This window comes from Actinomadura scrupuli (genome assembly GCF_050971785.1).
GTDB classification, from domain to species: Bacteria; Actinomycetota; Actinomycetes; order Streptosporangiales; family Streptosporangiaceae; genus Actinomadura_E; species Actinomadura_E scrupuli.
In genome coordinates this window covers 1497849-1522205 of record NZ_JBPCCU010000001.1, presented here as the reverse complement: position 1 = coordinate 1522205, position 24357 = coordinate 1497849, and the positions used below count along the sequence as shown (strand labels likewise).

Annotated in this window: 22 protein-coding genes and 1 riboswitch; of the genes, 12 read left to right on the top strand and 10 right to left on the bottom strand. The window is 71.8% G+C overall.

All coding sequences use genetic code 11. The features are described 5' to 3' along the window. The first annotated feature begins 137 nt into the window (after positions 1-137). A complete protein-coding gene (locus ACRYCC_RS06935; protein WP_433809736.1) occupies positions 138-2768 on the top strand; it encodes a transglycosylase domain-containing protein in 2631 nt (876 codons plus the stop codon). On the opposite strand, the gene ACRYCC_RS06930 is transcribed toward ACRYCC_RS06935, so the two are convergent. After that, on the bottom strand, positions 2765-3199 hold the full coding sequence (locus ACRYCC_RS06930) for a DUF8711 family protein (RefSeq protein WP_433809735.1): 435 nt from the start codon (positions 3197-3199) through the stop codon (positions 2765-2767). The genes ACRYCC_RS06935 and ACRYCC_RS06930 overlap by 4 nt on opposite strands. Before the next feature lie 78 nt (positions 3200-3277). Then, positions 3278-3392: riboswitch (SAM riboswitch) on the top strand. 41 nt (positions 3393-3433) lie between these two features. Here ACRYCC_RS06930 and ACRYCC_RS06925 point away from each other — a divergent pair. The 3 genes from ACRYCC_RS06925 (at position 3434) to ACRYCC_RS06915 (ending at position 7738) form a co-directional block, all read left to right on the top strand. Continuing rightward, positions 3434-4726: an aminotransferase class V-fold PLP-dependent enzyme gene (locus tag ACRYCC_RS06925; RefSeq protein WP_433809734.1), complete on the top strand. Its 1293-nt coding sequence runs from the start codon at positions 3434-3436 to the stop codon at positions 4724-4726. 119 nt (positions 4727-4845) lie between these two features. Beyond that, on the top strand, positions 4846-7293 hold the full coding sequence (locus ACRYCC_RS06920; protein WP_433809733.1) for an SseB family protein: 2448 nt from the start codon (positions 4846-4848) through the stop codon (positions 7291-7293). Between the two features lie 70 nt (positions 7294-7363). Then, a complete protein-coding gene (locus ACRYCC_RS06915; protein WP_433809732.1) occupies positions 7364-7738 on the top strand; it encodes a UCP033725 family protein in 375 nt (124 codons plus the stop codon). Between the two features lie 153 nt (positions 7739-7891). Here ACRYCC_RS06915 and ACRYCC_RS06910 read toward each other — a convergent pair whose 3' ends face one another. Further along, the gene (locus tag ACRYCC_RS06910) at positions 7892-8110 is read right to left on the bottom strand and encodes a hypothetical protein (protein ID WP_433809731.1); all 219 of its coding nucleotides are present in this window, start codon (positions 8108-8110) and stop codon (positions 7892-7894) included. 19 nt (positions 8111-8129) lie between these two features. Between ACRYCC_RS06910 and ACRYCC_RS06905 the strand changes: the two genes are divergently transcribed. Next, entirely contained in the window at positions 8130-8855 is a 726-nt protein-coding gene (locus ACRYCC_RS06905; protein ID WP_433809730.1) for a hypothetical protein, read from the top strand. A gap of 302 nt (positions 8856-9157) precedes the next feature. On the opposite strand, the gene ACRYCC_RS06900 is transcribed toward ACRYCC_RS06905, so the two are convergent. Continuing rightward, positions 9158-9475 carry a hypothetical protein gene (locus ACRYCC_RS06900; protein ID WP_433809729.1) on the bottom strand — a complete coding sequence of 106 codons (318 nt, stop codon included), beginning with the start codon at positions 9473-9475 and terminating at the stop codon, positions 9158-9160. Positions 9476-9775: 300 nt separating this feature from the next. Here ACRYCC_RS06900 and ACRYCC_RS06895 point away from each other — a divergent pair, with 300 nt between their 5' ends. Further along, positions 9776-10186 carry a hypothetical protein gene (locus ACRYCC_RS06895; protein ID WP_433809728.1) on the top strand — a complete coding sequence of 137 codons (411 nt, stop codon included), beginning with the start codon at positions 9776-9778 and terminating at the stop codon, positions 10184-10186. A 97-nt stretch (positions 10187-10283) separates the two neighbouring features. On the opposite strand, the gene ACRYCC_RS06890 is transcribed toward ACRYCC_RS06895, so the two are convergent. The 3 genes from ACRYCC_RS06890 to ACRYCC_RS06880 form a co-directional block, all read right to left on the bottom strand. Continuing rightward, entirely contained in the window at positions 10284-10586 is a 303-nt protein-coding gene (locus ACRYCC_RS06890) for a hypothetical protein (protein WP_433809727.1), read from the bottom strand. Next, the gene (locus tag ACRYCC_RS06885; protein ID WP_433809726.1) at positions 10583-10861 is read right to left on the bottom strand and encodes an isoamylase early set domain-containing protein; all 279 of its coding nucleotides are present in this window, start codon (positions 10859-10861) and stop codon (positions 10583-10585) included. Before ACRYCC_RS06885 ends, ACRYCC_RS06890 begins: the two co-directional genes overlap by 4 nt. 159 nt (positions 10862-11020) lie before the next feature. After that, the gene (locus ACRYCC_RS06880) at positions 11021-11470 is read right to left on the bottom strand and encodes a hypothetical protein (RefSeq protein ID WP_433809725.1); all 450 of its coding nucleotides are present in this window, start codon (positions 11468-11470) and stop codon (positions 11021-11023) included. A gap of 321 nt (positions 11471-11791) precedes the next feature. Here ACRYCC_RS06880 and ACRYCC_RS06875 point away from each other — a divergent pair, with 321 nt between their 5' ends. After that, positions 11792-12526: a class I SAM-dependent methyltransferase gene (locus tag ACRYCC_RS06875; protein ID WP_433809724.1), complete on the top strand. Its 735-nt coding sequence runs from the start codon at positions 11792-11794 to the stop codon at positions 12524-12526. 29 nt (positions 12527-12555) lie between these two features. Here the strand turns inward: ACRYCC_RS06875 and ACRYCC_RS06870 are convergent, their stop codons facing one another. Both ACRYCC_RS06870 and ACRYCC_RS06865 read right to left on the bottom strand, forming a co-directional pair. Beyond that, on the bottom strand, positions 12556-13428 hold the full coding sequence (locus ACRYCC_RS06870; RefSeq protein ID WP_433809723.1) for a TrmH family RNA methyltransferase: 873 nt from the start codon (positions 13426-13428) through the stop codon (positions 12556-12558). A 57-nt stretch (positions 13429-13485) separates the two neighbouring features. Then, the gene (locus ACRYCC_RS06865) at positions 13486-14463 is read right to left on the bottom strand and encodes an endonuclease/exonuclease/phosphatase family protein (RefSeq protein ID WP_433809722.1); all 978 of its coding nucleotides are present in this window, start codon (positions 14461-14463) and stop codon (positions 13486-13488) included. 342 nt (positions 14464-14805) lie between these two features. Between ACRYCC_RS06865 and ACRYCC_RS06860 the strand changes: the two genes are divergently transcribed. Together ACRYCC_RS06860 and ACRYCC_RS06855 are read left to right on the top strand one after the other, a co-directional pair. After that, on the top strand, positions 14806-17106 hold the full coding sequence (locus ACRYCC_RS06860) for a substrate-binding and VWA domain-containing protein (RefSeq protein ID WP_433809721.1): 2301 nt from the start codon (positions 14806-14808) through the stop codon (positions 17104-17106). 272 nt (positions 17107-17378) lie between these two features. After that, the gene (locus ACRYCC_RS06855; protein WP_433809720.1) at positions 17379-18848 is read left to right on the top strand and encodes a sigma-70 family RNA polymerase sigma factor; all 1470 of its coding nucleotides are present in this window, start codon (positions 17379-17381) and stop codon (positions 18846-18848) included. Between the two features lie 50 nt (positions 18849-18898). Here ACRYCC_RS06855 and ACRYCC_RS06850 read toward each other — a convergent pair whose 3' ends face one another. Beyond that, on the bottom strand, positions 18899-19981 hold the full coding sequence (locus ACRYCC_RS06850; RefSeq protein WP_433809719.1) for a phosphotransferase family protein: 1083 nt from the start codon (positions 19979-19981) through the stop codon (positions 18899-18901). A gap of 526 nt (positions 19982-20507) precedes the next feature. On the opposite strand from ACRYCC_RS06850, the gene ACRYCC_RS06845 reads away from it, so the two are divergent. Further along, complete coding sequence (locus ACRYCC_RS06845) at positions 20508-21047, top strand: hypothetical protein (RefSeq protein ID WP_433809718.1); 540 nt, start codon at positions 20508-20510, stop codon at positions 21045-21047. Here ACRYCC_RS06845 and pdxR read toward each other — a convergent pair. Beyond that, a complete protein-coding gene (gene pdxR / locus ACRYCC_RS06840; RefSeq protein ID WP_433809717.1) occupies positions 20986-22416 on the bottom strand; it encodes a MocR-like pyridoxine biosynthesis transcription factor PdxR in 1431 nt (476 codons plus the stop codon). The genes ACRYCC_RS06845 and pdxR overlap by 62 nt on opposite strands. A 67-nt stretch (positions 22417-22483) precedes the next feature. Here pdxR and ACRYCC_RS06835 point away from each other — a divergent pair, with 67 nt between their 5' ends. Continuing rightward, positions 22484-23149 carry a pyridoxamine 5'-phosphate oxidase family protein gene (locus ACRYCC_RS06835; RefSeq protein ID WP_433809716.1) on the top strand — a complete coding sequence of 222 codons (666 nt, stop codon included), beginning with the start codon at positions 22484-22486 and terminating at the stop codon, positions 23147-23149. Positions 23150-23173: 24 nt separating this feature from the next. Then, positions 23174-24346, top strand: a complete 1173-nt coding sequence (locus ACRYCC_RS06830; protein WP_433809715.1) for a DUF2510 domain-containing protein — start codon at positions 23174-23176, stop codon at positions 24344-24346. Positions 24347-24357: the final 11 nt, after the last annotated feature.

Here is a 24357-nt window from a genome sequence, read left to right as displayed (position 1 = left end):
GCGACCGGCGGGGGATTGTACGAGTCCCCCGCCGGATACGTGTCAACCGTGACGCGTTCGTAACCGTCATATTCGTAGAAGGGACCACCTGAATCCCCTCGGGTAACTTCGGTCACGATCACTGTCACGGGGGGCAAGTGAGCAGGAACGGCATCGGCTCGCCGAGCGGCACGCCCATCGAGCCCGACGAGCCCGGCACGCCGGACCCGGCCCGGCCTCCGGACGAGCCGGCGGACCTGGCGGACAAGTCAGGCGAATCGGATGAGCCGCCGGACCTGCCGGAGGACGCGCCCGCAGAACCGGCCGAGCCGGAAGACCGGGCGGAGAACACGCCGGACGAGCCGGAGAAGACGCCGGACCTGCCGGAGGACACCCCGGACGAAGCGGAGCACGCGCCGGACCTGCCGGAGGCCACGCCGGACGAGCTCGAGGCCCTGCCGGAAGACGCCTCCGATGAACCGGATGACCCTGATGTCCCGCCGGACCAGCCGGAGGACGAGGCGGAGCACCAACCGGAGGACGAGCCGGAGGACGAGCCGGAGAAGGTGCCGGACGAGCCCGCCGCCGCGCTCGCCCCGGCCGCCGCCGTCGCGGACCGCGACGAGCCCGCCGACCCGGGCGCCTCACCGGCCACCGGCGAACCGGAACGCGCCAAGCGCAGCCGCAAAGCCCGGTATGCCCGCCGTGCTGCGTTCGGGGTGCTCATCACGTTCGGCCTCTGCGCGCTCCTGTTCGCCATCGCCTATCTGCTGACCCCCATCCCGTCGGCCAAGAGCGCGTCCATCGCCGCGGGCTCGGTCTTCTACTACTCCGACGGCAAGACGCAGATCGCGCGCCAGGGCCCCAACCGCACGATCGTCGATCTCGACAAGGTGCCCAAGCCGGTCCGGGAGGCGGTGCTCGCCGCGGAGAACCGCAGCTTCTACCAGGACCCGGGCGTGTCGGTCCAGGGCACCGCCCGCGCCATGTGGTCGACGGTGTCCGGCGGCCAGGTGCAGGGCGGCTCCACCATCACCCAGCAGATGGTCCGCAACTACTACAGCGGGCTCAGCCAGGAGCGGACCGTCTTCCGCAAGCTCAAAGAGATCATGATCTCGATGAAGGTGGGGAACGAGAAGTCCAAGGACTGGATCCTCGAGCAGTACCTCAACACCATCTACTTCGGCCGGGACGCGTACGGCATCGAGGCGGCGGCCCGCGCGTACTTCGGCGTGCCGGTGGAGAAGCTCACCGCCGCGCAGGGCGCCTATCTGGCCGCCGCCATCCAGCAGCCGAGCTCGTTCGGCGAGGCGGCCCCGGCCGACCGGCCGGCCGCCGAGGCCCGCTGGCGCTACGTGCTCGGGGGCATGGTCCAGATGGGCTCCCTGTCCGCCACCGAGGCGGCCGGGCTGAAGTTCCCCACGCTGGCCAAGCAGAAGCTGACCAACAGCCTGCGCGGCCAGATCGGCTACATGAAGAACATCGCCATCAAGGAGCTCGAGGAGCGCGGCTACTCCGAGGACGAGATCAACCGCGGCGGCCTGAAGATCCGTACCACCTTCGACAAGGGCCTCATGGCCGCGGCGGCGGCCACGGTCAAGGCCGACCTGCCCGCCGGGACCAGCAAGAAGATCATGGTCGGGCTGGTGACGGTCGACCCCTCCAGCGGAGCCGTCAAGGCGTTCTACGGCGGCGAGGACTACCTGGAGACGCAGCTCAGCACGTCCTTCGGGTCGTACGTGCAGGCGGGGTCGGGGTTCAAACCGTACGTCCTGGCGGCGGCGCTCGACCAGGGTCTCGGCCTCGACTACACCGTCGACGGCAGCTCCCCGCAGACCTTCGGCGGCGCCCAGATCCACAACGACAGCAACACCAGCTACGGCCAGGTCAACCTCATCGAGGCGACGCAGCGGTCCATCAACACCGCCTACGTCAACCTCGGACAGAAGGTGGGCCTCGACAGGATCACCGCGATGGCCGAGAACATGGGCATCCCGCGGAAACAGCTCACGGCCAACAGCGCCAACACCGTGCCCTCCTTCCCGCTCGGGACCGTCTCGCTCAGCCCCGCGCAGCAGGCCGGCGCGTTCGCCACCTTCGCGGCGGAGGGCGTCCACCACCGGACGCACGTCATCGCGTCGGTGACCGACGCCGGCGGCAAGGAGCACAAGGTCAAGGACGAGAGCAACCGGACCTTCGGCAAGGACGTCGCCAGGGACGCCACCTACGCCATGACCCGGGTGGTCGAGTCCGGCACCGGGACCCGGGCGCAACTGGACGACGGCCGGCCGGTCGCCGGCAAGACCGGCACCACCGACCGGGCGCGGGCCCTGTGGTTCAACGGTTTCGTGCCGCAGCTGGCGACCTCGGTGGCCGTGTTCAACAGCAACCCGAACAAGCCCGTGACGGTCCCGGGCTTCAGCTCCTACGGCGGCTCGCTCCCGGCCCAGATCTGGCACGACTACATGACGGTGGCCACCCAGAACCTGCCGATCAAGGAGTTCGGCGATCCGACGTTCTTCGACGGCGACGGCGGCGGTTCACCGCCGGTGCCGGCCCCGACGACCACCCGGCCGCGTCCGGAGACCACGGCTCCGAGCGAGACCCCCGAGACTCCCCCCACCCACTCGCCGGAGCTCCCCACGATCACGCCGGAGCCGGGGCCCGACGAGCCCGAGCCCGGGCCGACGAACCCGAAGCCGACCAAGTCACCGCAGGCGGTCAGGAACGTGCTCCCGGCCGGCCGGGAGCAGACGCGGGCCACGGCCCGGACCCAGGAGGTCCCCTAGCCGCAGGCCGCGGCGAGCCGTTGCGGCTGCGCGGCGAGCATCGCCGACAGCTGCGTGGTCTCGCCCTTGGTGGTGACGGTGCCGCCGAAGGAGCGCCAGGACCCGGCCATGTCGGTGAGCGTCCGCTTGAGGCGGGCGTCGTCACTGCTCTTCGCGAGTCCGTCCAGCCTGGTCGCCAGGTCGGCCGAGGCCCGCTGCCACTGGGCGGCCTCCGTCGGGGAGATGGTCTTCAGCCTGGCGGAGAAGTCGCCGAACGCCTTCTCCGCGTCGCGGCAGATCGCCGACGTGTTGCCGCCGCTTCCGCAGGCGGACACCGCCGGCGTCGTCATCCCCGCCACCGCCACCAGCACGGCGATGCCCCTTCGCCGCCGCAGCCCGTCGCGCATCCGATCTCCCGTCGTCCCACCCCAGAAGCTGTACATGGTGGACATCTGTATCACTGTGACGCGGCGAAGATCAGCGCAGTTCGGTTTGACGGTCACCCGCTCGCCCGGGTTATCCTCTGGGCAGGTCATGAGCGCCAGCGTCAAGCCCCGGCTCGCTGGCCGGCAACCCTCCCTCCGCGGCGGGGTGCCCCGGGTGAGGACCAGGCCGGGCACGACCGTGTCCCGGCAAGCGCGGACCCCGGGCGCTCTTCGCGGGTCCCGTACCCGTGGAGGCCTGCCATGCCCGCCGTCGCGATCAGCCCTGTCCCCGCTCCGTGTCCGCCCGGACGCGCCCCGGCGGTCCCCGAGCCGTGGGGCGGGCTGCGGGTCGCCGGAGCCGGCGCGCTCGCCCCCGTCGCGGGCGGCGGTACGGTTCCGTACGCCAACCTCGACTACGCCGCCAGCGCCCCCTGCCTGACGGCGGTGGCGGACGCGGTCACCGAGGCGCTGCCGTACTACAGCAGTGTCCACCGCGGGGCCGGCTATGCCTCGCAGGTCACCACCGACGCCTACGAACGCGCCCGCGAGACCGTACGCTCCTTCGTCGGCGCCTGGCGGCGCGACGCGGTGGTCTTCACCCGCAACACCACCGACTCGATGAACCTCCTCGCCCGCACCCTGCCGCAGGGCACGACGGTCGTGGTGTTCGAGACCGAGCACCACGCGAGCCTGCTGCCGTGGCGCAGGCCGGTGCGGCTGCCGGCGCCCGCCACTCCGGCCGAGGCGGTCGCCGCGGCCGAGCGGGCGCTCGGGGACGCCCCGCAGGGCCCGCGGCTGCTGGTGGTCACCGCCGCCTCCAACGTCACCGGCGAGCTGTGGCCGATCGGGCGGCTCGCTCAGGTGGCCCGCCGGCACGGGGCCCGGATCGCGGTCGACGCCGCCCAGCTGGTCCCGCACCGGCCGATCGACATGACCGCGCTCGACCTGGACTACGTCGCCTTCTCTGGGCACAAGCTGTACGCGCCGTTCGGGGCCGGGGTGCTGGTCGGGCGGCCCGACTGGCTGCGCGCCGCGGAGCCGTACCTCAAGGGCGGCGGGGCGACCTCGCACGTGGACCGGGAGACCGTCTGGGCCACCGACCCGCAGCAGCGGCACGAGGCGGGCACCCCCAACGTGCTGGGCGCCATCGCGCTGGCCGCGGCCTGCACGGCGCTCAACGGAGCGGGGTGGGACACCCTGATCTCCGAGGAGGACCGGTTGCTGACCCGGCTGCGGCGCGGGCTCGCGACGATCCCCGGTCTGCGGGAGCTCGGCCTGTGGGACGCCGGGCATCCCCGCATCGGCATCGTGTCTTTCGTGCTGGACGGCTGGAACGCGCGTGAGCTGGCCCTTACGCTGTCCGAGGAGCACGGCATCGGGGTCCGGGATGGGAAGTTCTGCGCCCATCCGTTCGTCCGGCGTCTGGTCGGGAGCGGCACGGCCGGCTGTTCGGAGGGTGCGGGCACCGCGGTACGAGCGAGCATCGGGGTCGGCACGACCATCGAACAGGTCGACCGATTGGTGACCGCCCTCGGCCGATTGGCTGACCGATAGGGTCTTTGTGGGTGTTCGCCCATGTAGCGTGGGCAGGTCCGATGCGGCCTCGGGGACAGCGTCACAAACCCAGCGTTCACTGTCCGGGCGCCCGCTAGCATGGTCAGGGGGTGGCGAACGTGACCGAGGCTTGGGAGCCCGTGTCCGAGGTCGAGCACCGGATGCAGGGTGTGCTGCAGTCCGGCGACCAGGAGGCGTACTTCCGGTTGCTGGCGCAGGCCGAGTTGCTCGTCCCCGTCTCACCGGAGCAGGTCGACGAGGTCCTCGCCAACCAGGCCCAGCCGGCCTGGCCGACCAGCGAGGCGGACGGGCGCACCCACGTGCTCGCCTACACCTCCCCCGAGGCGATGCGGGCCTGCCTCGGACCGCGGTTCCAGCACTTCATGAAGCTGAAGTTCGGTGACATCGCCGGGGCCTGGCCGGACAACCGCTGGTGGCTGGCGGTCGACGCGGGGCTGCCGATCCAGGGGCATCTGCCGTCGTGGTTCGTCCGGCAGCTCGCGGACGGGGACGCCCGGCCACCGCAGGCGGGCATCGGGCCGGGACGCATCCCGATCCCCCGCCCGGCCGCCGAGCCGCCGCCGTGGGAGACCCGGCCGCACGCCCAGGAGTTCGAGCCGGACGTGCTGCAGTCCACCGGCGAGGGCCCCGTCCCGCCGGTGCCCGCGGCCACCCCCGTGCCCGCGGCGAACGCCGAGCCCGCCGTCCCGCCCGCCCCGGCCTTCCAGCCGGTGGGCGAGATCGAGCACGAGCTGCTGCACGCCGGCGCACGGGGTGACAACGACGCGTACGTGAAGATCCTGCTCGGCGCCGAGGTGCTGGTCCCGATCCCGGCCGACTTCGACACCAGCGCCGAGACGAGCCCCCATCCGGGCCGTCCGGGTTTCCCGTGGCACCCCACCGAGGCCGGCGGCCGGACGACGATCACGCTGTTCACCTCGCAGGAGCGGCTGCACGAGGCGATCGGGCCCGTGGAGTTCCTGCGGTTCCCGTTCACCGTGGTCATCCGGCACTGGCCGGACCGCGCCTGGTCCCTGGCGGTCAACCCCGGCACCCCGGTGGGCGCCTCCCTCCCCGGCGAGCAGCTGCCCAGCCTGGCCGAGTGGTCGGACCAGCAGGGCGCGCAGCGGATGGCCCAGCACTTCGAGCCGCAGAACGACATGGAGGAGCGGCTGTTCGACGCGATGACCCGTCGCGACCTCGAGGCCTTCTTCAAGATCCTGCTCAGCGGGCAGGTGCTGGTGCCCGCCGAGGCGGAGACCCCGTGGGGCACCAAGCCCGACGACCCCGACTTCCCCTGGCTGGCGGTGCCGGTGCACGAGCGGCCGTCCATCATGGTGTTCACCTCGCTCAAGTGGATGCACGACGCCATCGGGCAGTCCCGCTTCGTCATGCCGGAGGTCCTCGACCTGGTGTCGGCCTGGGCGGATCCCGGCTGGACGCTCGTGCTCAACCCGGGCACGCCGATCGACGCCGCCGTGCCGGGCGACCAGGTCCGTGACCTGGCCGGCCCGCCCGCGCAGGCCCCGGCGCCGGAGTTCGAGCCCGGCAACCGGATCGACCAGGAGCTCTTCGAGGCCGCCGAGGCCGATGACACCGACGCCTTCCTGCGGGTGCTGTTCGCCGCCAACGTGCTGGTGCCGATCGCCGCCGACGCGCCGCTGGAGGTCACCCCCACCGAGCCGGAGTTCCGCTGGGACGCGGCCATGCGGAGCGACTCCGCCGTGCAGGTCTTCACCTCGCTCGTACGGCTCCGCGAGGCGCTCGTCGGCTCGGCGGCCTCGTCGCGGTTCGTCTACACCGACTTCCGGGAGCTCATCCGGCACTGGCCGCGGGCCGAGTGGACGATGCTCCTCAACCCGGGCACCCGGATCGGCGCCTCGCTGCGCGGCGACCAGGTGCACGCGCTCAGCGAGTGGTCCACCCGAGTCGGCCTGATGAGGCCGCCCGCCCAGCAGGCGGTCCCGGCCGAGCAGGCGCAGCCCCAGCCGGCGGCGCAGCAGCCCCAGCAGGCGCCCGCCGGCACCGAGGTGGCCGTGCCGGCGCCCCGCTCCGGCGGCACGCCCCGCACCGGCCCCGCCATCATGCAGAAGGTGCTGCCCGCGGCGCACGTCGCCTGGTACCTCGAGCAGGGGTACGACCGGGTCGGCGGGTTCGTCCACCCCTCCGCGGACGTCAGCGACCTGCAGACCCCGGCACAGCTCTACCAGGCGCTCGGCCTGCTCTACGAGGGTTCGCCGTTCTCCCTGGACGACGAGGGCGTCTACATCATGCGCTGGCCGGCGTACTGCGAGGACCTCTACCGCATCCCGTTCGGCGGCCAGACCGAGGAGGAGCTGCTCGGCTGGGGCGAGTCGGGCTGGGTGGTGGAGCCGGCGCCGTTCCAGGGCACCGGATTCGCACCCGGCAGCGGCGGCAGCATCCGCGAGTACAAGGTCGACAGCACCCGGCTGCCCTACGGCGCGGAGATGTACCACCTCGGCCGGGATCGTTCCGAACGGTTCGTCGCGATGTACGACCCGGACCAGCTGACCTGGCTCCAACCCGAAACGGCGGGCGACCCGTGAGCGGGCGGCAAAGCGCCCGCGGACCGCGCGAGCGAAGCGAGCGCCATGAACACGTGAGCGGAGCGAGTCCATGGGCATGATCCGTGATGGCTTCATCGCGCGGTGGCGCGGTGTGGAGTACGAGGCCGGTCCCGGCGCGGACGGCGAGACCCGGCTCTACGCCACCGAGCCCGCGGAGGGCTTCGAGGAGGTCCGTGCGGGGCGGCACCGCCGGATCGTGCCCACCGCCGAGCTCGACTCCCTGCGCTACGTACGGACCGTGTGCAGCTGGAAGGGCGAGCCGTTCATCATCGTCGGTGAGCACGAGACCTGGCTGCGGGTGGAGTACATCGGCGGGCGCGGGCCGGTCGCCCAGCGGCTCGGCCTGGACAGGGTCGACCACGGTGTGTGGCAGACCTGGGCACCTCGTGCGGAAGTACAAGATCTTCACGAAGAATTGATCTAGGTACACCTAGACGTTTCGCAGCACCTCGGTTGATTTGCTCGGCCGGTCGTGTTCGTCTGAATGCCTAGGCGCTTCCAGGGGTAGACCGGTCCTGGCGCGCGGGACGCGACGAGACGACGGAGGTGCGGAGGCTGTGCTCTCTCGATCGGGACATCATCCGATCTGGGTAGGACTGGGCGCGGCGGCGGTCGTGGCGGTCGCCATGGCGCCGTCGGCGACGGCGCAGGACACGCCGTCACCGAGTCCGGGGACGGCCACACCGGTCACGACACCGACCGCCTCGGCGACGCCGAGCACGCCCACGGTGACGAAGACCCCGACCTCTCCGGCGACGAAGACCCCTACGCCGACACCGACACCGACGCCGACCAAGCCGCCTCCCCCGGTCCCGGTGCTGGAGGTCTCGACCACCCCCGTCGCGGCGGCCGCGCATCCCGGCGACAAGGTCACGCTGTACGTCGTGGTCCACGCGAACAAGGCCGTCGCGCACAAGGCGACTCTGGTGCTGTCCGCCAAGCCCAAGGCGGCCACCACTCCCACCGGCTCGTACGCCCTCGGCGATCTCACGACCACCAACAAGACGGTGACGGTGACGGTGACCGTGCCGAAGGCCATGAAGCCCGGCAAGCTCGTCCTGACCGCCAAGGTGGCGGCCGCGGCTGCCGACAAGGCCGCGCCCAGGTCCACCACCCGCACGATCAACGTCGCCGCGGCGCCCAAGGCGACACCGGCGACGACGCCGCCGGCGACGCCCGCCCTGCCCGCCACGCCCACCGGGGCCGGCGGCGCGGGGGGCTACACCCCGCCGAGTCCGGCGGGGTCCATCCAGCCGGCCGGTGTGCCGGAGGTCGCGCTGCCCCAGGTCGCGGCGGGGTCACCGTCGAGCCCGGCGGCCACGGGCCTGTCGGGCAGCACCACGGCGATGCGCGACGGTTCACCGGATGCCCAGGAGCTCACGTTCCAGCGGGTGGCCGGCACGCAGGCGGCCTGGCTGGCGGCGTTGCTGGTGATCTTCTCGGTGCTGCTGACCCAGGTGCGGCTGGTCGGCGCCCGCTCCGTGCGGCCCCGCGCCAAGGGCGGCCACCGCCGCGGCAGGCGCGGTCTCTTCGAGGGTTAGCCGGCGGCGAGCGCCGGGCCGGTGGCGACGCCGGGCGGCCGGGCGGCATCTCTCCGTCCGGGCCCGGTCGAAGACCGGCTGTTCGTCATGGCGGCTCGACGTTCCACCACCCCGATGGTCGCCGTCCGCCGCGGTCCACGTCGTCCGCGTGGCACCCATCGCATGTTCCGGGGCCCTGCCTCCGTGTCGCCTTCCGTCGCGAAGCGCGCCGTGCCTCTCACCGGCCCGGCGGGGCAGCCCTCAGGTGGCCCGGTCGGTGTGCACCGCCGGGGGCGGCGCACCCTCGTCGAGTGCGCCGTGACTCACGCGGTCGCCTGGGTCGGCAGCACTCCCAGGTGCCGGGGCGGCGGGAGAGGCTGGCCGTGCTGGCCCTGCTGGCCCTGCTGGCGCGGCGGCGGCTGCGGCGCCGCGGGCTGCTGCTGGTCCAGGCTGCGCACCATGGCGAGGGCGAGCGGGGAGTCCATGGTGATGATCACACTGGGCTTGCCGGTGGGATCGACGAAGGGCGAGATGGAGAAGGAGCCGTTCGCGCCATGCCGGGCGAGCCACTGCTGCATGTGCGCGCGGAGATCTCTGGCGAGCTCGAGGGCCTGTCGGTCGTTGTCTGTCAGGTGTGACATGCGGCTGCCTCCGGGCAGATGGGACTGTGAGAGGCGGGGCGGTTTCGAGGCAGATCGGATCGGGGAGCGGATGCGGCGGTAAGACCTATCTTGCTCCCGATCCCGTGCAGGTGCAAGCATCGATGCACGTGCGAGTGCACGTGCACTTGTGATCCGGGCGGCGTTCATACCGTCTAATCCACTAAAAAGTGGACGTCTGCCCTTATGGGACAGCAAACCATCGCTCAATCCCTCCGGGGCAGCGCCCGAAGAGATACGGTCAGTCCTGTGCCGATGATCCTTAGCATCGAGGGATGAGCCATGGATCAAATAGACGTAGACGTCGAGGACGTCAGAGATCACTTCGTGGACTACGTGAATCACGCGGTGCACCACGGAGGGATCACTCACATCACCAGCGGTGGCCGCCGGATCGCCGCCATCACCCCCACCTGGGTCGCCGAACAGGTGACCTCGATGAGCACCACGCCCACCCACCGGGCGGTGCTCGAGGCATCACGCGAGAACGACGGATACACGATCTTCATCTACCGGATCGTCACCGACGAGGACACCGGCGAGCCCCTGACCGGTGCCCCGGTCGCCCAGGATCATCCCTCCCCGAGCCTGGGCATGGCCGAACTCACCGCCTATACCGAACAGCGCCTGCCCGAGCTCGGGTACCGGGTGGTCAACCACGGAGGCGTGATCTTCGACCTGCTCGAGATCTGATCTCCCCGGGAGCCCGGCACGGCTCCCGGTCACGCCCGAGCACGGCGCCCCCGGCGCCGCTCATGGTCCTGGCACGGCCTCCCGGCCGGGAGGCCGGCTAGCGCCGGCCCTGAGGTGGTCGTCCGCGGCCGCGTACGGGCCGCATGAGGTCGAGCGATCCGTCCAGCGCGATGAGGTGTTCCCGGGCGAGCTCCTCGACGAGGTCCGGTGTCACGTCCGCACCCAGATGCAGGGCGCAGTTCCAGGTGTCACGCACCTGACGGTCGACAATCTGCCGGTCGACGGCGGGAAACTCGCCGGCGAGCCGGGAGACGATCCGCGGCGCGTCGGGCGGCGTGGCGTTCGCGTGGCGGGCCGGTACGTGCTCGGGCTGCACCTTCGGCGCGGCCCGCGAGGTCACGTGCGGATCACCCCGCCGCGATGATCGAGCAGGTCGGCGGACTCGTCGTCGAACCACTGTCCGGCGTCGCCCAGATACCGGAAGACGTACAGGCCGCCCCTGCGGAGCCCGACGGTGGCACGGCGCAGATCGCCCTCCGGCACCAGCGGGTGCGCGTAGGGATCCCAGTCATTGAAATCACCCACCACCGAAACGGGCCCGTCCGGCTCATGTGCCGGCAAGGTGAAAGTGACTTTGACCGTGCCGCCGCGTTTTGACTCTTCACGTTCGATCATCGACGCCCCCCGTCCCCGACCATTTCGGTCACTCTGCCGCGATCAGCACCTCTGTGCACGCGACGACTGAGACCGTACATACCCCGCAGAAACACACGACACGCAGCGCGTTCGTTTCCTTACCGTGAGCACGCGAAAGATCTCCCGTGGGGGCGCCGCTCAGGAGCCGGGGGTGTGGGCGTGCGGCTTGCCGGTACCGCTGTGGTCGTCGCCGGCCTGGATGGTGCCGCCGAGCTTGGCGCGGAAACCCTGCAGCTGCTGGGGAGTGCCCACGACGACCCACCGGGGGCCGACGAGGTAGGTGCCGCCCCAGTTCTTCGCCTCCGCCAGCCACTCGTCGCCGGCCTGCTGGGTGGCGAACGTCAGCACCACGTAGCGGCCCTTGTCGGTCTTGCAGGCACCCTGGCGGAATTCGGCGACGTTGTTCTGCAACTGCATGCGGCAGTCGGTCTGGGCCGCGATCTGCTCCAGGCTGAACTGTTTTCCGGTGGGTCCGGAGGGACCGTCCGAGGGGGACTTCTGCCCGGAGCAGGCGACGGCGGACAGCACGGCGACGGCCGCCGCGCAGAGTCGGACGCGGCCGCCGGTGAAGCGGTGTGGTCGTCCCATCGGAGGCTCTCCCTCGTTCGAAATACCTGAAGCTCGCCAGGACGTACGCATCCCCGCGGCGCCCGGTTCACCGTGCCGGGCCGGCACGTGTGATGGACATCTTCGTCCCGGTCGACGGTGGAGCACACCGAAACGAGAAGACTGTCATCGTGAGGCCCTTCTCGGATGGAGGGTGGCCTCGTCCTTGGTGCGTTCGGCGGTGGCCCCGCCTCGCGGTGGCCGTGACCTGCCTTCACTCACTCGTCGCCCGGCGGACCGCCGGACCGACATGCCGCCGGGCCCTTTCCCGGCCGGTTCCCGCGACGGTGAGATCGTGGACGGATGGACGAGCACTCATTTCAGGCGCAACGGCTGTCGTTCGGCGCGGCCGCCGACTCCTATGACCAGGTCCGTCCCTCGTATCCGCCCGAGGCTGTCGCCTGGGCACTCGGTGACACGCCGGTGCGGGTCATCGACCTCGGGGCGGGCACCGGCCTGCTGACGCAGGTCGTGGCCGGGCTCGGGCACGAGGTGACCGCGGTCGAGCCCGACCCGGGCATGCGGGCACGGCTGGCCGTGCGGCTGCCCGGCGCCACCGCCGTCGAGGGGTCCGCCGAGCGGATCCCGATGCCGGACGGATCGGCGGACGCGGTGGTGGCGGGCCAGGCCTACCACTGGTTCGACCCCGAGGTGGCACACGCGGAGATCGCGCGGGTGCTCCGGCCCGGCGGGGTCTTCGCCCCCGTCTGGAACCTCCGTGACGAGTCGGTGGCCTGGGTGGCCCGGCTGTCGGAGCTGGCGGGAGCCGACCGCGACGGGTCGGCGCACGCCCGGGGGCTGGCCCGGGACCAGTTCGGGGAGGCCTTCGGGCCGGCCGAGCACCGCGACTTCCGGCATGGTCAGCCGCACACTCCCGGCTCACTGCTGGCGTTGCTGAAGTCCCGGTCCTACTACCTCGTCGCGGGGCCGGAACTCCGCAGGGACATCGAGGCCGGAGTCCGGCGGCTCACCGCGGACCTCCCCGATTCGTTCGAGCTGCCGTACGTCACCAGGGTCTACCGGACGATCCGCCGCTGAGACGCGGCGCTGCGCGATGACCGGCGGTGTCAGTGCGTCATCAGACCGTGGCACGCGATGGCGGCGGCGGCGACCACGTTGAGGGAGTCGACGCCGAGTGCCATCGCGCCCGCGCTCATCGGGATGCACACCGGCTCGTCCGCCTCGTGCAACCAGCGGGACGAGAGACCGTCGCCCTCCGAGCCCAGCATGAGCGCGACCCGCTCCCCCATCGCCACCTTGTCCATCGGCACCGCCGACTGGTCCGGAGTGAGGGCGAGTAGCTGGAAGCCCGACTCACGCAGGTCCGCCAGTCCGTCATGCCAGTTGGTCATGCGGGCGTACGGGATCGCGAAGACCGCGCCCATCGAGACCTTGACCGATCTGCGGTAGAGCGGGTCGGCGCAGCGCGGCGACAGGACGATCGCCTCGATGCCCAGGGCGGCCGCGCACCGGAATATCGCGCCGACGTTGCCGTGGTCGGCCAGATCCTCCAGCACCAGGATCCGCCGGAGCGGTGCGGCGGCTCGTCCGGACGCGGTCTCACCGGGCTCCGCCGCCGGGCGGCCGGCACCGGCCAGCATCTCGGGCACCGAGGGCAGCGGCAGCCGCGCCATCGAGGCGAGCGCGCCGCGGTGCACGGCGTAGCCGGTCACCGTCTGGGCGGTGGCGTCGTCCACGACGTAGACGGGCGCGTCGACCCGGTCGAGCAGGTCCGACAGCGGCTCGACCCACTTCGCGGCCATGAGCAGCGAGCGGACGCGGTGACCGGTCTCGACCGCGCGGCGCACGACCTTCTCCCCCTCGGCGATGAACAGCCCCTCGTCGACCTCCAGGGTCTTGCGCAGCTGCACGTCGGTCAGCCGGACGTAGTCGCGCAGGCGCGGATCGCGAGGGTCGGCGACGGGAACGAGGTGGGCCACACCGCCCAGTCTGCCGTGCCTCGCCGTACGTGCCCGCCCGGGGGGGGTGACCTCGCGCTACGGCAGGCGGAGCTCGGTGAGGATCGCGCGGTGGTCGCTGCCGGGCAGGTCGTGGATCGACACCCGCCGTACCGCGCATCTCCGGTCGACCAGGATGTGGTCGAGGGAGAGCGGCGGGCCGTAGATGTCCACCCCCCACGTCGGGACCAGGCCCTTGCCCACCTGGTCGGCCACGTCGACGTAACCTCGGCTGAGGACCGATCGCAGCATCGCGTGGTCGAGGCTGGCGTTGTAGTCGCCGGCCAGGACGCGCACCGGGCCGTGCGGGTCGGCGGCGGGCAGCCCGCGAAGGTCGTGGCGCCACCTCTCGAACGCCGGGCCCGAGATCGGCGGCAGCGGATGCACCGCGGTCACCTGGAGCCGGCGCCCGCCGGGCAGGTCGATTTCGGCGTTGGGCATCGCCATCGCAGTGCCGGGCTGCGACGGCAGCGGCTTCAGCGGGAAGCGCGAGTAGATGCCAGAGCCGCCGGCCTCCCAGCGCGGGTCGAGGTTGTGGTACGGCAGCAGCCGGCCGAGTCCCGCCTTCGCCAGGCCGTCGGCCGCGTCCTGGTTGAACTCCTGGAGGCTGACCACGTCGGCGCGGGTGCGCTCGATCAGGCCGTACAGATATTCGGGGTCGACCCGGCTGAACATCAGGTTGCCGCTGAGCACCCGGAGCGCCGGGCCGGCGACCCTGGGTTGGTCGGCGGCGACGACCCTCGGCAGCACGGCCGCCACCAGCCCGGCGGCGACCACCGCGGCCACCGCGGTGGCCCGCCGCCGGCGGAGCACCGCGGCGCAGATGACCGGCACCGGCGCGGCGGCGGCCACGTAGGGAGTGAGGGAGAGCAGCGGAGTGACCGGCACCCCCAGGCCCGGCAGGCGATCGGCTCCGGTCAGCCGGACCGCCGCCCACGCGCCCCACGAGCCCACCAGCGTCCATGTCAGGACCGGGCGCCAGCGCCCCATGATCCGCCCGGGCTTCGGCTCGGTCATATCACTCCTGAAGTCGTCGATTCATCATCTACGACGGCGCAGAAGTCCGCCGAGTTGCCGCCCGGCAAGTCGGCATTGGAGATTTTCTTACTATCGGATGACTTATCCGGAATGCACACAAAATCGCAATCATGTGGGAACGTTCCGAGAAGAGCACGACCACCGACGCGGCGTGTGCTGGATCATGCACGGAGAGCGATTCCACCTCAGATCATCATGGTTAATTCCGTGGTAACTAGCGTGACCAGCAAGTTCGTCCGTTTTCGCCTCTTTGTAACACCTCGTCGGTACGGCTACAGTGCCGTGGACCATCGGTCGGTTTCATCTGAAAGAGGGCAGGCCGTGAACGGAAGTCAGGGCAACGAGTTTCCACTCGGCCGCGAGGCCAGCGGTGGCTACCCCGATCCCGTGCAACCGGGATACGGTTCGCCAGCCCAGGGCGCCGCGGCCGGTCCCGAGGGGGGCGACTGGTTCAGCCCACGTCGTGAGGGGGGCGGATCGGCCTCGGGCGCCAACGACGTGCCCGAATGGTTCACCCCTCGCGAGCCCGACCCGCCCGCCGCGCCGCCCTCCCAGCCGCAGTACGGCGGCGGCGGGTTCTCCGGCGCCTCCGACGCCGGTGGTGGCGGCGGCTACGGCTCGGGTGCCGGCGGCTACGGCTCGGGCGGTGGGAGTGGCGGTGCCGGATATGGCTCCGGCGGCTTCTCCGGCTCCGCCGACCTGGGTGGATACCGTGCCGGCTCGCCCACCGAGTCCGGCCCCTACAACCCGTACGAGAGCCAGGAGAGCCCGAGCGTCCCGAGCGGTCCGCGTGATCCCGGCGGCTCCGGCGGTTTCTACGGCGGCGGGGGTGGCGGCGGCGGGGACGACTGGAGCGGCGAGGGGCGGTCCCGGCGCAAGCGCAGCAAAGGCGCGCTGATCGGCCCGCTGGCCGGGGCGGTCGGGCTCGCGGTGCTGCTCGGCGTCGGCGTCTACGCGTTCGCCGCCGGTTCGAGCGGCTGCGGGGGCAGCGACGCCATCACCCTCAGCGTGGCGGCCTCGCCGGACATCGCGGACGCGGTCCACAAGAGCGCGGAGGACTTCAACGGCCAGAAGCAGTCCGTCAACGGCAAGTGCGTCAAGGTCGAGGTCAAGAACGTCGACCCCGCCGCCGTCACCACACTGCTGTCCGGTCAGGGCGTCTCGGAGGGCCAGGCCCAGCAGCCGGACGTCTGGATCCCCGACTCGTCGCTGTGGCCCAACCTGGTGGAGAAGTCGCAGAAGGGCAAGGGCAAGGTCCGGATCACCAAGACCCAGGTCGCCCAGACCCCGCTCGTGGTCGCGATGCCGGCGACCCTGGCCTCCGGGCTGAAGAAGGCGGGCATCCTCTCGACGCCGTCGTGGGACAACCTGCTGACCGCGGCGGGCGGCATGCCCGGCGGCGCGGTGACCAAGAACCAGACGATCCCCGCGGACAAGATCCGCCTGTCGGTGCCCGACCCCACCCGCAACGCCAGCGGCATGGCCGCGCTGATGATGCTCCGGACCCTGCTGCAGAGCGACCCCAACGCCAACACGATCTTCACCGGGATCGTGCGGACGGTCCAGCACGCCACCACGCCCAACGTCGAGGCGCAGTACAAGTCGCTCAAGCCCGACGCCCGCGGCCGCTTCCCCGTGCTGCTCACCCCTGAGCAGTCGGTGTGGAAGTACAACCAGTCCAAGCCCGGCGAGCCCGCCGTCGCGGTCTACCCGGTCGAGGGCACCGCCACCCTGGACTACCCGTACACGGTGACCACCTCCAGCGACGACAAGGTCAGCGCGTCCCAGCTGTTCGAGAAGTCGATGTCCACGGCGAACGCGCAGAGCCGCGTGCAGGCGCTCGGCTTCCGTACCCCCGACGGCAAGGGCCCGTCCTCGTTCGGCACCGCCACCGGGGTGAGCCCCCGCAAGCCCCGGCCGCTGCCCGCTCCGGACGCCGACAGCGTCGCGCAGGTCATGCAGGCCTGGTCCAAGCTCAGCCTGACCATCCGGCTGCTCAGCATCATCGACGTCTCGGGCTCGATGGCCGACAAGGTGCCGGGCAGCAACGTCACCCGGATGCAGGCCACGGCGAAGACGGCCCAGGGCGGCCTTCAGCTGATGACCGACGACACCGAACTCGGGCAGTGGGTCTTCTCCACCAACCTCGTCGGCAGCCAGCCCTGGAAGGAGATCGTGCCCATCGGCCCGCTGGGCGACCGCATCGGCTCGCTGACCCGGCGCCAGGTGATCCTCGGCCAGCTCGCCAAGGTCAAGCCGATCCCCACCGGCGACACCGGCCTGTACGACACGATCCTCGCGGCCTACAAGAAGCTCAAGGGCACCTACAAGCCGGACATGATCAACTCGATGCTCCTGCTGACCGACGGCAAGAACGACAACCCCAAGGGCACCACCCTGCCCAAGCTGCTGGCCGCCCTGAAGAAGGAGTACGACCCCAAGCACCCGGTCCAGGTCATCATGATCGGGTTCGGCAAGGGCGTCGACCGCAACGAGCTGGACCAGGTGGCTCAGGTCACCGACGGCGCGGTCTACATCGCCAACACCCCGGCGGAGATTCAGAAGATCTTCTTGCAGGCGATCGCCCGCCGCGTGTGCGCTCCGAAGTGCTCGAAGAACTAACGCGTTCAGCAATCTGCCCGGATTACTCCCGAATCCTGGTAGATCGTCTCTAAGATCCTGTCAACCGAATCACTGGGAAAGCCGTCCTGCATGGTGGAGGCCCGACGTGAGCGGGGCGTCGGGCCTCCTTCAGGTTCATCGCCAGGGTCCCCGCTCTCTCTCCCGGCCCCCGTGACGGGGGCCGGCCCCTCTCCGGGGCCCTCCTGACGAACGCCACATTGGAGGATCGTGTGTCCGGTTGGCCGAGTCTCGAGCATGTCGACGACCGCCTGTTGGCCCAAGAGCTCAGGGCGGGTGGCCCGAATGCGCTGACGAAGGTCTGCGACGCCTACGCGGCTCGCCTGTACGACTACTGTCACGCCCTGATGCGCGACCAGGAGTCCGCGACCCAGACGCTGCACGACTCGTTGCTCTCCGCCCAGGCGCACGTGGGCAGGCTCCGCGACCCCCAGCTGTTCCGCGGCTGGCTGTACGCCCTCGTACGCAGTCAGTGCCTGCGGCGGCTGGCCGACCCGAACCGGCCCACCGGCGGCCACGAGGCCCCCGAGATCGACGAACAGATCTTCGACCCCGCCGCGCGGGCCCGGCGGGAGGAGACCCGCCAGCTGGTGCACAGCGCGCTGGCCGGCCTCAACGGCAAGCAGCGGGAGGCCATCGACCTCGTGCTGCGGCACCACCTGGCCCCCGAGGAGCTCGCCGGGGTGCTGGGCCTGTCCACGGAGCAGGCGACGGAGCTGGCCTGGCAGGCCCGCGAACGGCTCGACGACGCCTTCGCCGCCGCCATCCTGGTGCGCAGCCGCCGCAGTGAGTGCCCCAGCGTCGCGGCGCTGGTGGACCCCCAGGAATGGCCGCTGTCCCCGGTCACCTCGCGCAAGCTCGTCCGGCACCTCGAGTCCTGCCCGGTCTGCGCGGAGCAGCGCCGGGCCAAGGCCTCCACGGCCGAGCTGCTGGAAGTGCTCGAAGTGCTGCCGGTCGCCCTGCTGCCCGCGGATCTGCAGCACCGGGTGCTCGCCACGGCGACCGACCCGGCCCTGGCCGCGCATCGGGACGCGATCGCGCAGGCCGCCGAGCCCCTAGACGAGTGGGGCTGGCCGGCCGTCGCCGAGCCCCCCGCGCGCCGCGGCGGTGGGCGTGGCGCACGGGAGCGGGACGGCGACGGCTCGCCGCGCATCTGGCCGGCGATCGCCGCCGCCGTCTGCGTGCTCCTCATCGTCGGGGGGGTCTACCTCATCCTGCCGACCTCGTCCAGCAGCAAGCCGAGCGCGGCGTCCTCCACGGCCGCGCTGCCCTCCGACACCGCCCTGGTCTCCCCCGACCCGAGCGAGTCCGTCACCGAGTCGGCCACGCCCAGCCCGACCACCAGCACGCGCTCGCCGTCGCCCACCCCGACCCCGACCAGGCGCACCCCGACTCCCCGGGCCACCACCAAGAAGCCGAAGCCCACTCCCAAGACCTCCGCCCCCGTCCCGGCGACGGGCACCCTGAGCGTGGGCGGCGGGTGCAGCATCCCGGCGGACGGGCCCCCGAACTGCTCGTTCTCGGTGACCGCGGTGGGCGGGAACGTCAACAGCTGGTCCGCCTCGGCGTCCAGCCCGCTCGTGGCCTCCGGCGGCGGCAGGATCCTCAAGGGCGGCACCGGAACCGTCTCCGTCACCCGGACCGGTCCCTGCACCGCCTCCGGCAGCGGCACCGTCACCGTCTCCAACGGCGGCGGGCCGGTCACCGTCACCTGGGAGTGCTGACCGGCCCGTCCCGCCCCGCCGCACCGGCACCGGACCGGCCGAGCCGGTGATCAGTACGGAGTGCGGGTGTCCAGGGTGTGGTGGGCGCGGGCGATGAGGACGGGGACCGCGTCGCCGATCTGGTCGAAGCCCTCGCCCACCGTGGCGTGCTGCAGGAACCGGGCGTGGATGCCCTCCAGCACCACGGCGAGCTTGTAGCAGCCGAACGCCACGTAGAAGTCCAGGTCCGACAGATCGAAGCCGGTGAGCGCCGCGTAGTGGGCGGTGAACTCGCGGCGGGTGAGGAAGCCGGGGGCGGCGGTGATCGTGGAACCGACCGGCAGCGTCTGCTGGTCGGTGGCCTCGGCCCAGTAGACCAGCGTGAGGCCCAGGTCGGCGAGCGGGTCGCCGAGGGTCGACATCTCCCAGTCGACGACCGCGGCGATCTCGGCGCGCGGCTCCAGCCGGGACAGCGCGTTGTCCAGCCGGAAGTCACCGTGCACCAGCCGGGTCAGGCCGTTCTCGGGGAGCCGCTCGGCGAGCCGGGCGACGAGGCGCTCGTACTCGGCGAGGGGGTCGACGGCGCGCGATCCCGCGCTGTAGGACCTCTCCCATTGCTGGCCCCAGCGCTTGAGCTGGCGGGCCATGTAGCCGGCCGGGCGGCCGAAGTCGGTCAGCCCCGCGGCCTCCAGGTCGACCGCGTGGATGGCGGCGAGGGCCTCGGCGAGCCGTTCGCTGAGCTCCCGCGCCTGGACCGGGGACAGGTCCGCGGCGTCCTCGACGGTCCGCAGCACCCTGCCCTCGACGTAGTCCATGAGGTAGAAGGGCGCGCCGATCACGGTCTCGTCGGTGCACAGCGCGAGCGGCCGGGGCACCGGGACCGTACCGGCCGCCGACAGGCCGGACAGCACGCGGTGCTCGCGGGTCATGTCGTGCGCCGTGGGAAGCACGTGCCCGAGGGGCGGCCGGCGCAGCACGATGCTCTCGGGGCCGCCGGACAGCCGGAGCCGGTAGGTCAGGTTCGACCGCCCGCCCGCGATCAGCTCGACCGCAGTGATCCGGCCCGCGTCCGGCAGCGTCCCGGCCAGCCAGGCCGCCAGGCGAGGGACATCGATGCCGGGAACCCCGGCGGGAAGCGCAGCGTCTACCGTCATGACGCCCTATTAGAACGCTACTCGGTTTGCGGTGGGAAGCCCGGCCCCCCGGAAGAGCAGGTGCGGCAGGTCACAGGCCGGATCCGGCCGCTCGCCCGGTGTTTGATGGAAGATTCAACATCCAAGCCTCTGACCTGGCCTAACACCGCCTATCCCCACCGGGCCACTCCCCTGTGACCGCAGGTAACACCATCACGGAGGTTGGTTTTTACCTGCGGAGGGGTACTCATCTGCGGCGACGGCGTATCAAAGTGGCATCTTCGGTGATGCCGTGGCTGATCACCGTCAAACCCAGCCGGGAGGACCGAACTGGACATGCCAGTACGGGTGGGTTACCAACGAAGGACTAGACCAATAGGGCCTGGACCTTGCCCGATTGGGGGGGAACGAAACCGTGGCCGACGCATGGCTGCCGGAAGCACGACGAATACCAGCGAAGCTGGACGGAGGTCCGTTGAAAGGAGGCGCACCGCGCGCTGTCTGGTTCACCAGTGAGAGTGATCCGAAGACCGTCTCCTCCCGGTCCGTGGCCGAGACCCTCATCCGGGAGGGACGCCCGGCCCATCTGGTCTGGAATCCGTTCGAGGGCGAGATCTTCCAACTGATCGCGGTGACTCTCGCCGCCCGGCTGCTGCCCGGTGATCTCGGGCGGGAGGGCCGGGTCTGCGCCCAGATCATGGTGGTGAGCCGGCCCCGCACGCCCTTCACCGACAGCCCGCTCAAGGGGCTCAGCGAGGTGATGGGCTGGCTGGACTCCTGGGGAGTGCCCCGCCGGTGGCCGGCCGGGCCCCCGCTGCCGGCGCCGCAGTCGTACCAGGCGGTGCGGGAGCGCCGCGCCTGGGCGCGCGGCGGGCATTTCGGCCACTCCCAGGTGCCCGAGGAGGTGGGTGCCGATCCGGGGGGGATCGACATCTCCAAGCTCACCGGCCCTGAGACGCCGACGGCTGAGATCCCCCGGCCGCGGTTCCCGCCAGGACAGGTCATGGTGCCGCCGCCCCGGCGGCTCACCCGGCCGCTGGAGACGGTGCCCGGGCCAGTTCCCGAACCAGTGAACATCCGCTCCTGAGGTCGGCGGGACGGGCGGTGCCGTAGCCGATGACGAGCCCGTGCGTACGGACGGGCCCGGCATGGTGGCGCTCCAGCGAGTCGAGGAGCACCCCCCGTGCCGCGGCCTCCCGTACGACCCTGCCGACGCGTTCCGCCGGCAGCTGCACCACCACGTGCAGGCCCGCCGTGTCGCCGTGCAGCGGGAGCCCGTCCAGTGCCTCCACCACGACGGCGCGCCGCCGCGCGTACTCGCCCCGCATCCGGCGGATGTGCCGGTCCAGGTCACCGCGCTCCAGCAGGATGCGGACCGCCTCCTGGGGCACGACGGGCGTGCGGTCGTTGAGCTCCTCGCGGCGCCGGGCGATGGCCTCCACCAGCTCCGGCCGGGCGGCCAGCCAGCCCACGCCGACGTCCGGGGCGAGGGTCTTGGCGGTGGTGCCGAGGTAGACCACGACCTCCGGGTCGAGGCCGTACAGCGCGGGCAGCGGCGCGACGTCGTACCGGAACTCACCGTCGTAGTCGTCCTCGGCGACCAGCGCGCCGGTGCGCCGCGCCCAGGCCAGCAGTGCCTGGCGGCGCGGCACCGGCAGCACGCCGCCGAGCGGGAACTGGTGGGAGGGCGTGGTGTGGACGAGCCGCAGGTCGTCCGGCAGCCCCTCCACGATGAGCCCGTGCTCGTCGACCGGGCAGGAGACCACCTCGGCGGCCCGGGCGCTCAGCACCGACCTGGCCCGGTGGTAGCCCGGCTCCTCCACCCCCACCCGGTCCCTCGGCGCCAGCACGGCCGCCGCGAGCAGGTCCAGGCCGTTGGTGGCCCCGCGGGTGACCATGATCCGGTCCGGCGGGCAGGTGACGCCACGGCCGCGTCTCATGTGCTCGGCGAGCGCCGACCGCAGGCCGGGGAGGCCGCACGGATCCGGCCGCGCCGCCGGGGGCACGGCCGCCGCCAGCCGCCACGCCCGCCGCCAGGCGGCGTTGTCCAGCGTCCCCACCCAGGGCACCCCGGGCCGCAGGTCGATCTCCCCGCCACCCCCGACCCCTCCGTGATCGTGCAATCGTTCGTCGATCGATTGCATGATCACGGAGGGGCCGGGGGTGGGGGTGGGGGGCTCGGGCGGGGCGGGGTCGGTGGTGATGTGCGCGACGTAGGTGCCGGAGCCGTGCCTGCCCTCCAGCCAGCCCTCGGCGTACAACTGCTCGTACGCCTCGGTCACCACGGTGCGGCTGACGCCGAGGACGCCGGCCAGCGTCCGGCTGGAGGGCAGCCGCTCCCCCGCGGTGAGACCGCCCTCGCGCATCACCGTGCGGAGCTGCCGCGTCAGCTGCGCGCTCAGGGATTCGTCCGTGTCCCGGACGACGGCCAGCGGGAGGTCCAGGTGGGCGGGCAAGTGGTCTCCGAGTCTTCGCACGAATTGGCCATTTGGAACAGGCCACTCGTCTTCTAGCGTAGTCGTCATGACGCTCTCCTCCACCGAACGCACCCGCCTCGGACGCCATCGTGAGCGTGCCCGGAGCGACCGGGCCGCCCTCTACGACGTCCTCGACGCCGGGATGGTCTGCCACCTCGGAGTGCTCGTCGACGGCACGCCGCGGGTGATCCCCACCGGATACGGCCGGGACGGGGACACCCTGTACCTGCACGGCTCGACCGGCGCCGGCAGCCTGCGCACGAACACCGAGATCTGCGTCACCGTCACCCACCTGGACGGCGTCGTGCTGGCCCGCTCCGCCTTCCACCACTCTCTGAACTACCGCAGCGCGATGATCTACGGCCGGCCCCGTACGGTCACCGACGCCGCCGAGAAGCTCACCGGCCTGCGCGCGATCACCGAGCGACTGGCGCCCGGCCAGTGGGAGGTCGTGCGGCGGCCGAACGCCAAGGAGATGGCGGCGACCACCGTCCTGGCGCTGTCGCTGGCGGAGGCGTCGGTGAAGGTACGGCAGGGACCGCCGGCCGACGACGAGGAGGACCACGCCCTCGACCTGTGGGCGGGGGTCCTCCCGGTCCGGCAGGTCTTCGGCGAGCCCGTCCCCGACCCGCTGCTGCGCCCCGGCCTCCCCGTCCCCGGCCATGTGAGGTCGCGGACGGCCGATTCACATGGCCAGGTGACCATGTCGTGACATCTCGGCCGTAGTCTGTTCGCCATGACCGGCCAGACACCGCCGGGTTGGTATCGCGACCCCTACGGCACCGCCGGCCTCCAGCGCTGGTGGGACGGCAGCCAGTGGACCCAGGCGACCCAGCCGGCCGACGAGTGGGACGAGACCGACGCGGCGTCCGACAACGCCTCCTTCACGCCACCCGGAGCCGGCCAGGCCGCTCCCGGTTACGGCCAGCAGCAGGCCGACCAGCAGGGCTACGGCCAGCAACCGGCCGACCAGCAGGGTTACGGGCAGCAGCAGGCCCCCGGCTACGGGCAGCAGGCGCCGGGCTACGGCCAGCCGCAGGCCGACCAGCAGGGTTACGGCCAGCAGCAGGCCCCCGGCTACGGGCAGCAGCCCGGCTGGGGATGGAGCGGGCAGCAGGCCCAGCCCGCCTACGGCCAGGCTCCCGGCGGCCAGGCCCCGGGCGGGCAGCCGCCCCCGCAGGCTCCGCCCAAGAGCAACAGCGGCCTGTTGTGGGCGCTGGGCGGCGGCGGAGCGGTGGTCGTGGTGCTCATCGTGGTGGCGGCGCTGTTCGCCACCGGGGTCTTCGGCGGCGGCGACCCCGACCCCACGGAGAGCCCGACGGCCGCCGTCAGCAGCCCGGCCGTGCCCACCACCGGCGGGCAGTCGCCCGTCATCGGCACGATCTCCGACAGCACCTCGGGCCTGTCCTACCCGCAGCTGGGCGGCAAGTGGTACCCCGCCACCATCACCAGCGGCGGCGGCCTGTCGGCCCTGGGCTTCGGCCGGGGCGAGGAGGCGCACGTCCAGGAGAACTACAAGAGCGAGAGCGGCCAGTACGGGCCGTACCTGGCCAACGCCTACTCCGGGACCCTGGCCCCGACCGTCACGAGCACCACCGACCTCGAGGCGGCCGCCAAGGGCCAGTTCAGCGCGGTGGAGCCGGGCTCGTATCCCAAGAACCACACCAAGCAGGACCTGGAGTCGAAGTCCTACACGGTCAGCGGCAAGCGGGCCTGGTACTACAAGGTCAAGCTGAGCTACCCGGACGCGACCACCAACGGCTGGAACTTCCAGACCGAGACCGCCGTGGTCATCGCCGTCGAGCGCGGCGCCGGGCTGCGGCCGGCGATCATGTACGTCTCGATCCCCGACAGCCATCAGAACCAGGGCGATTTCGACGTCCTCGTCGGCTCCCTCAAAGCGGAGTAGTCGTCCGGTGG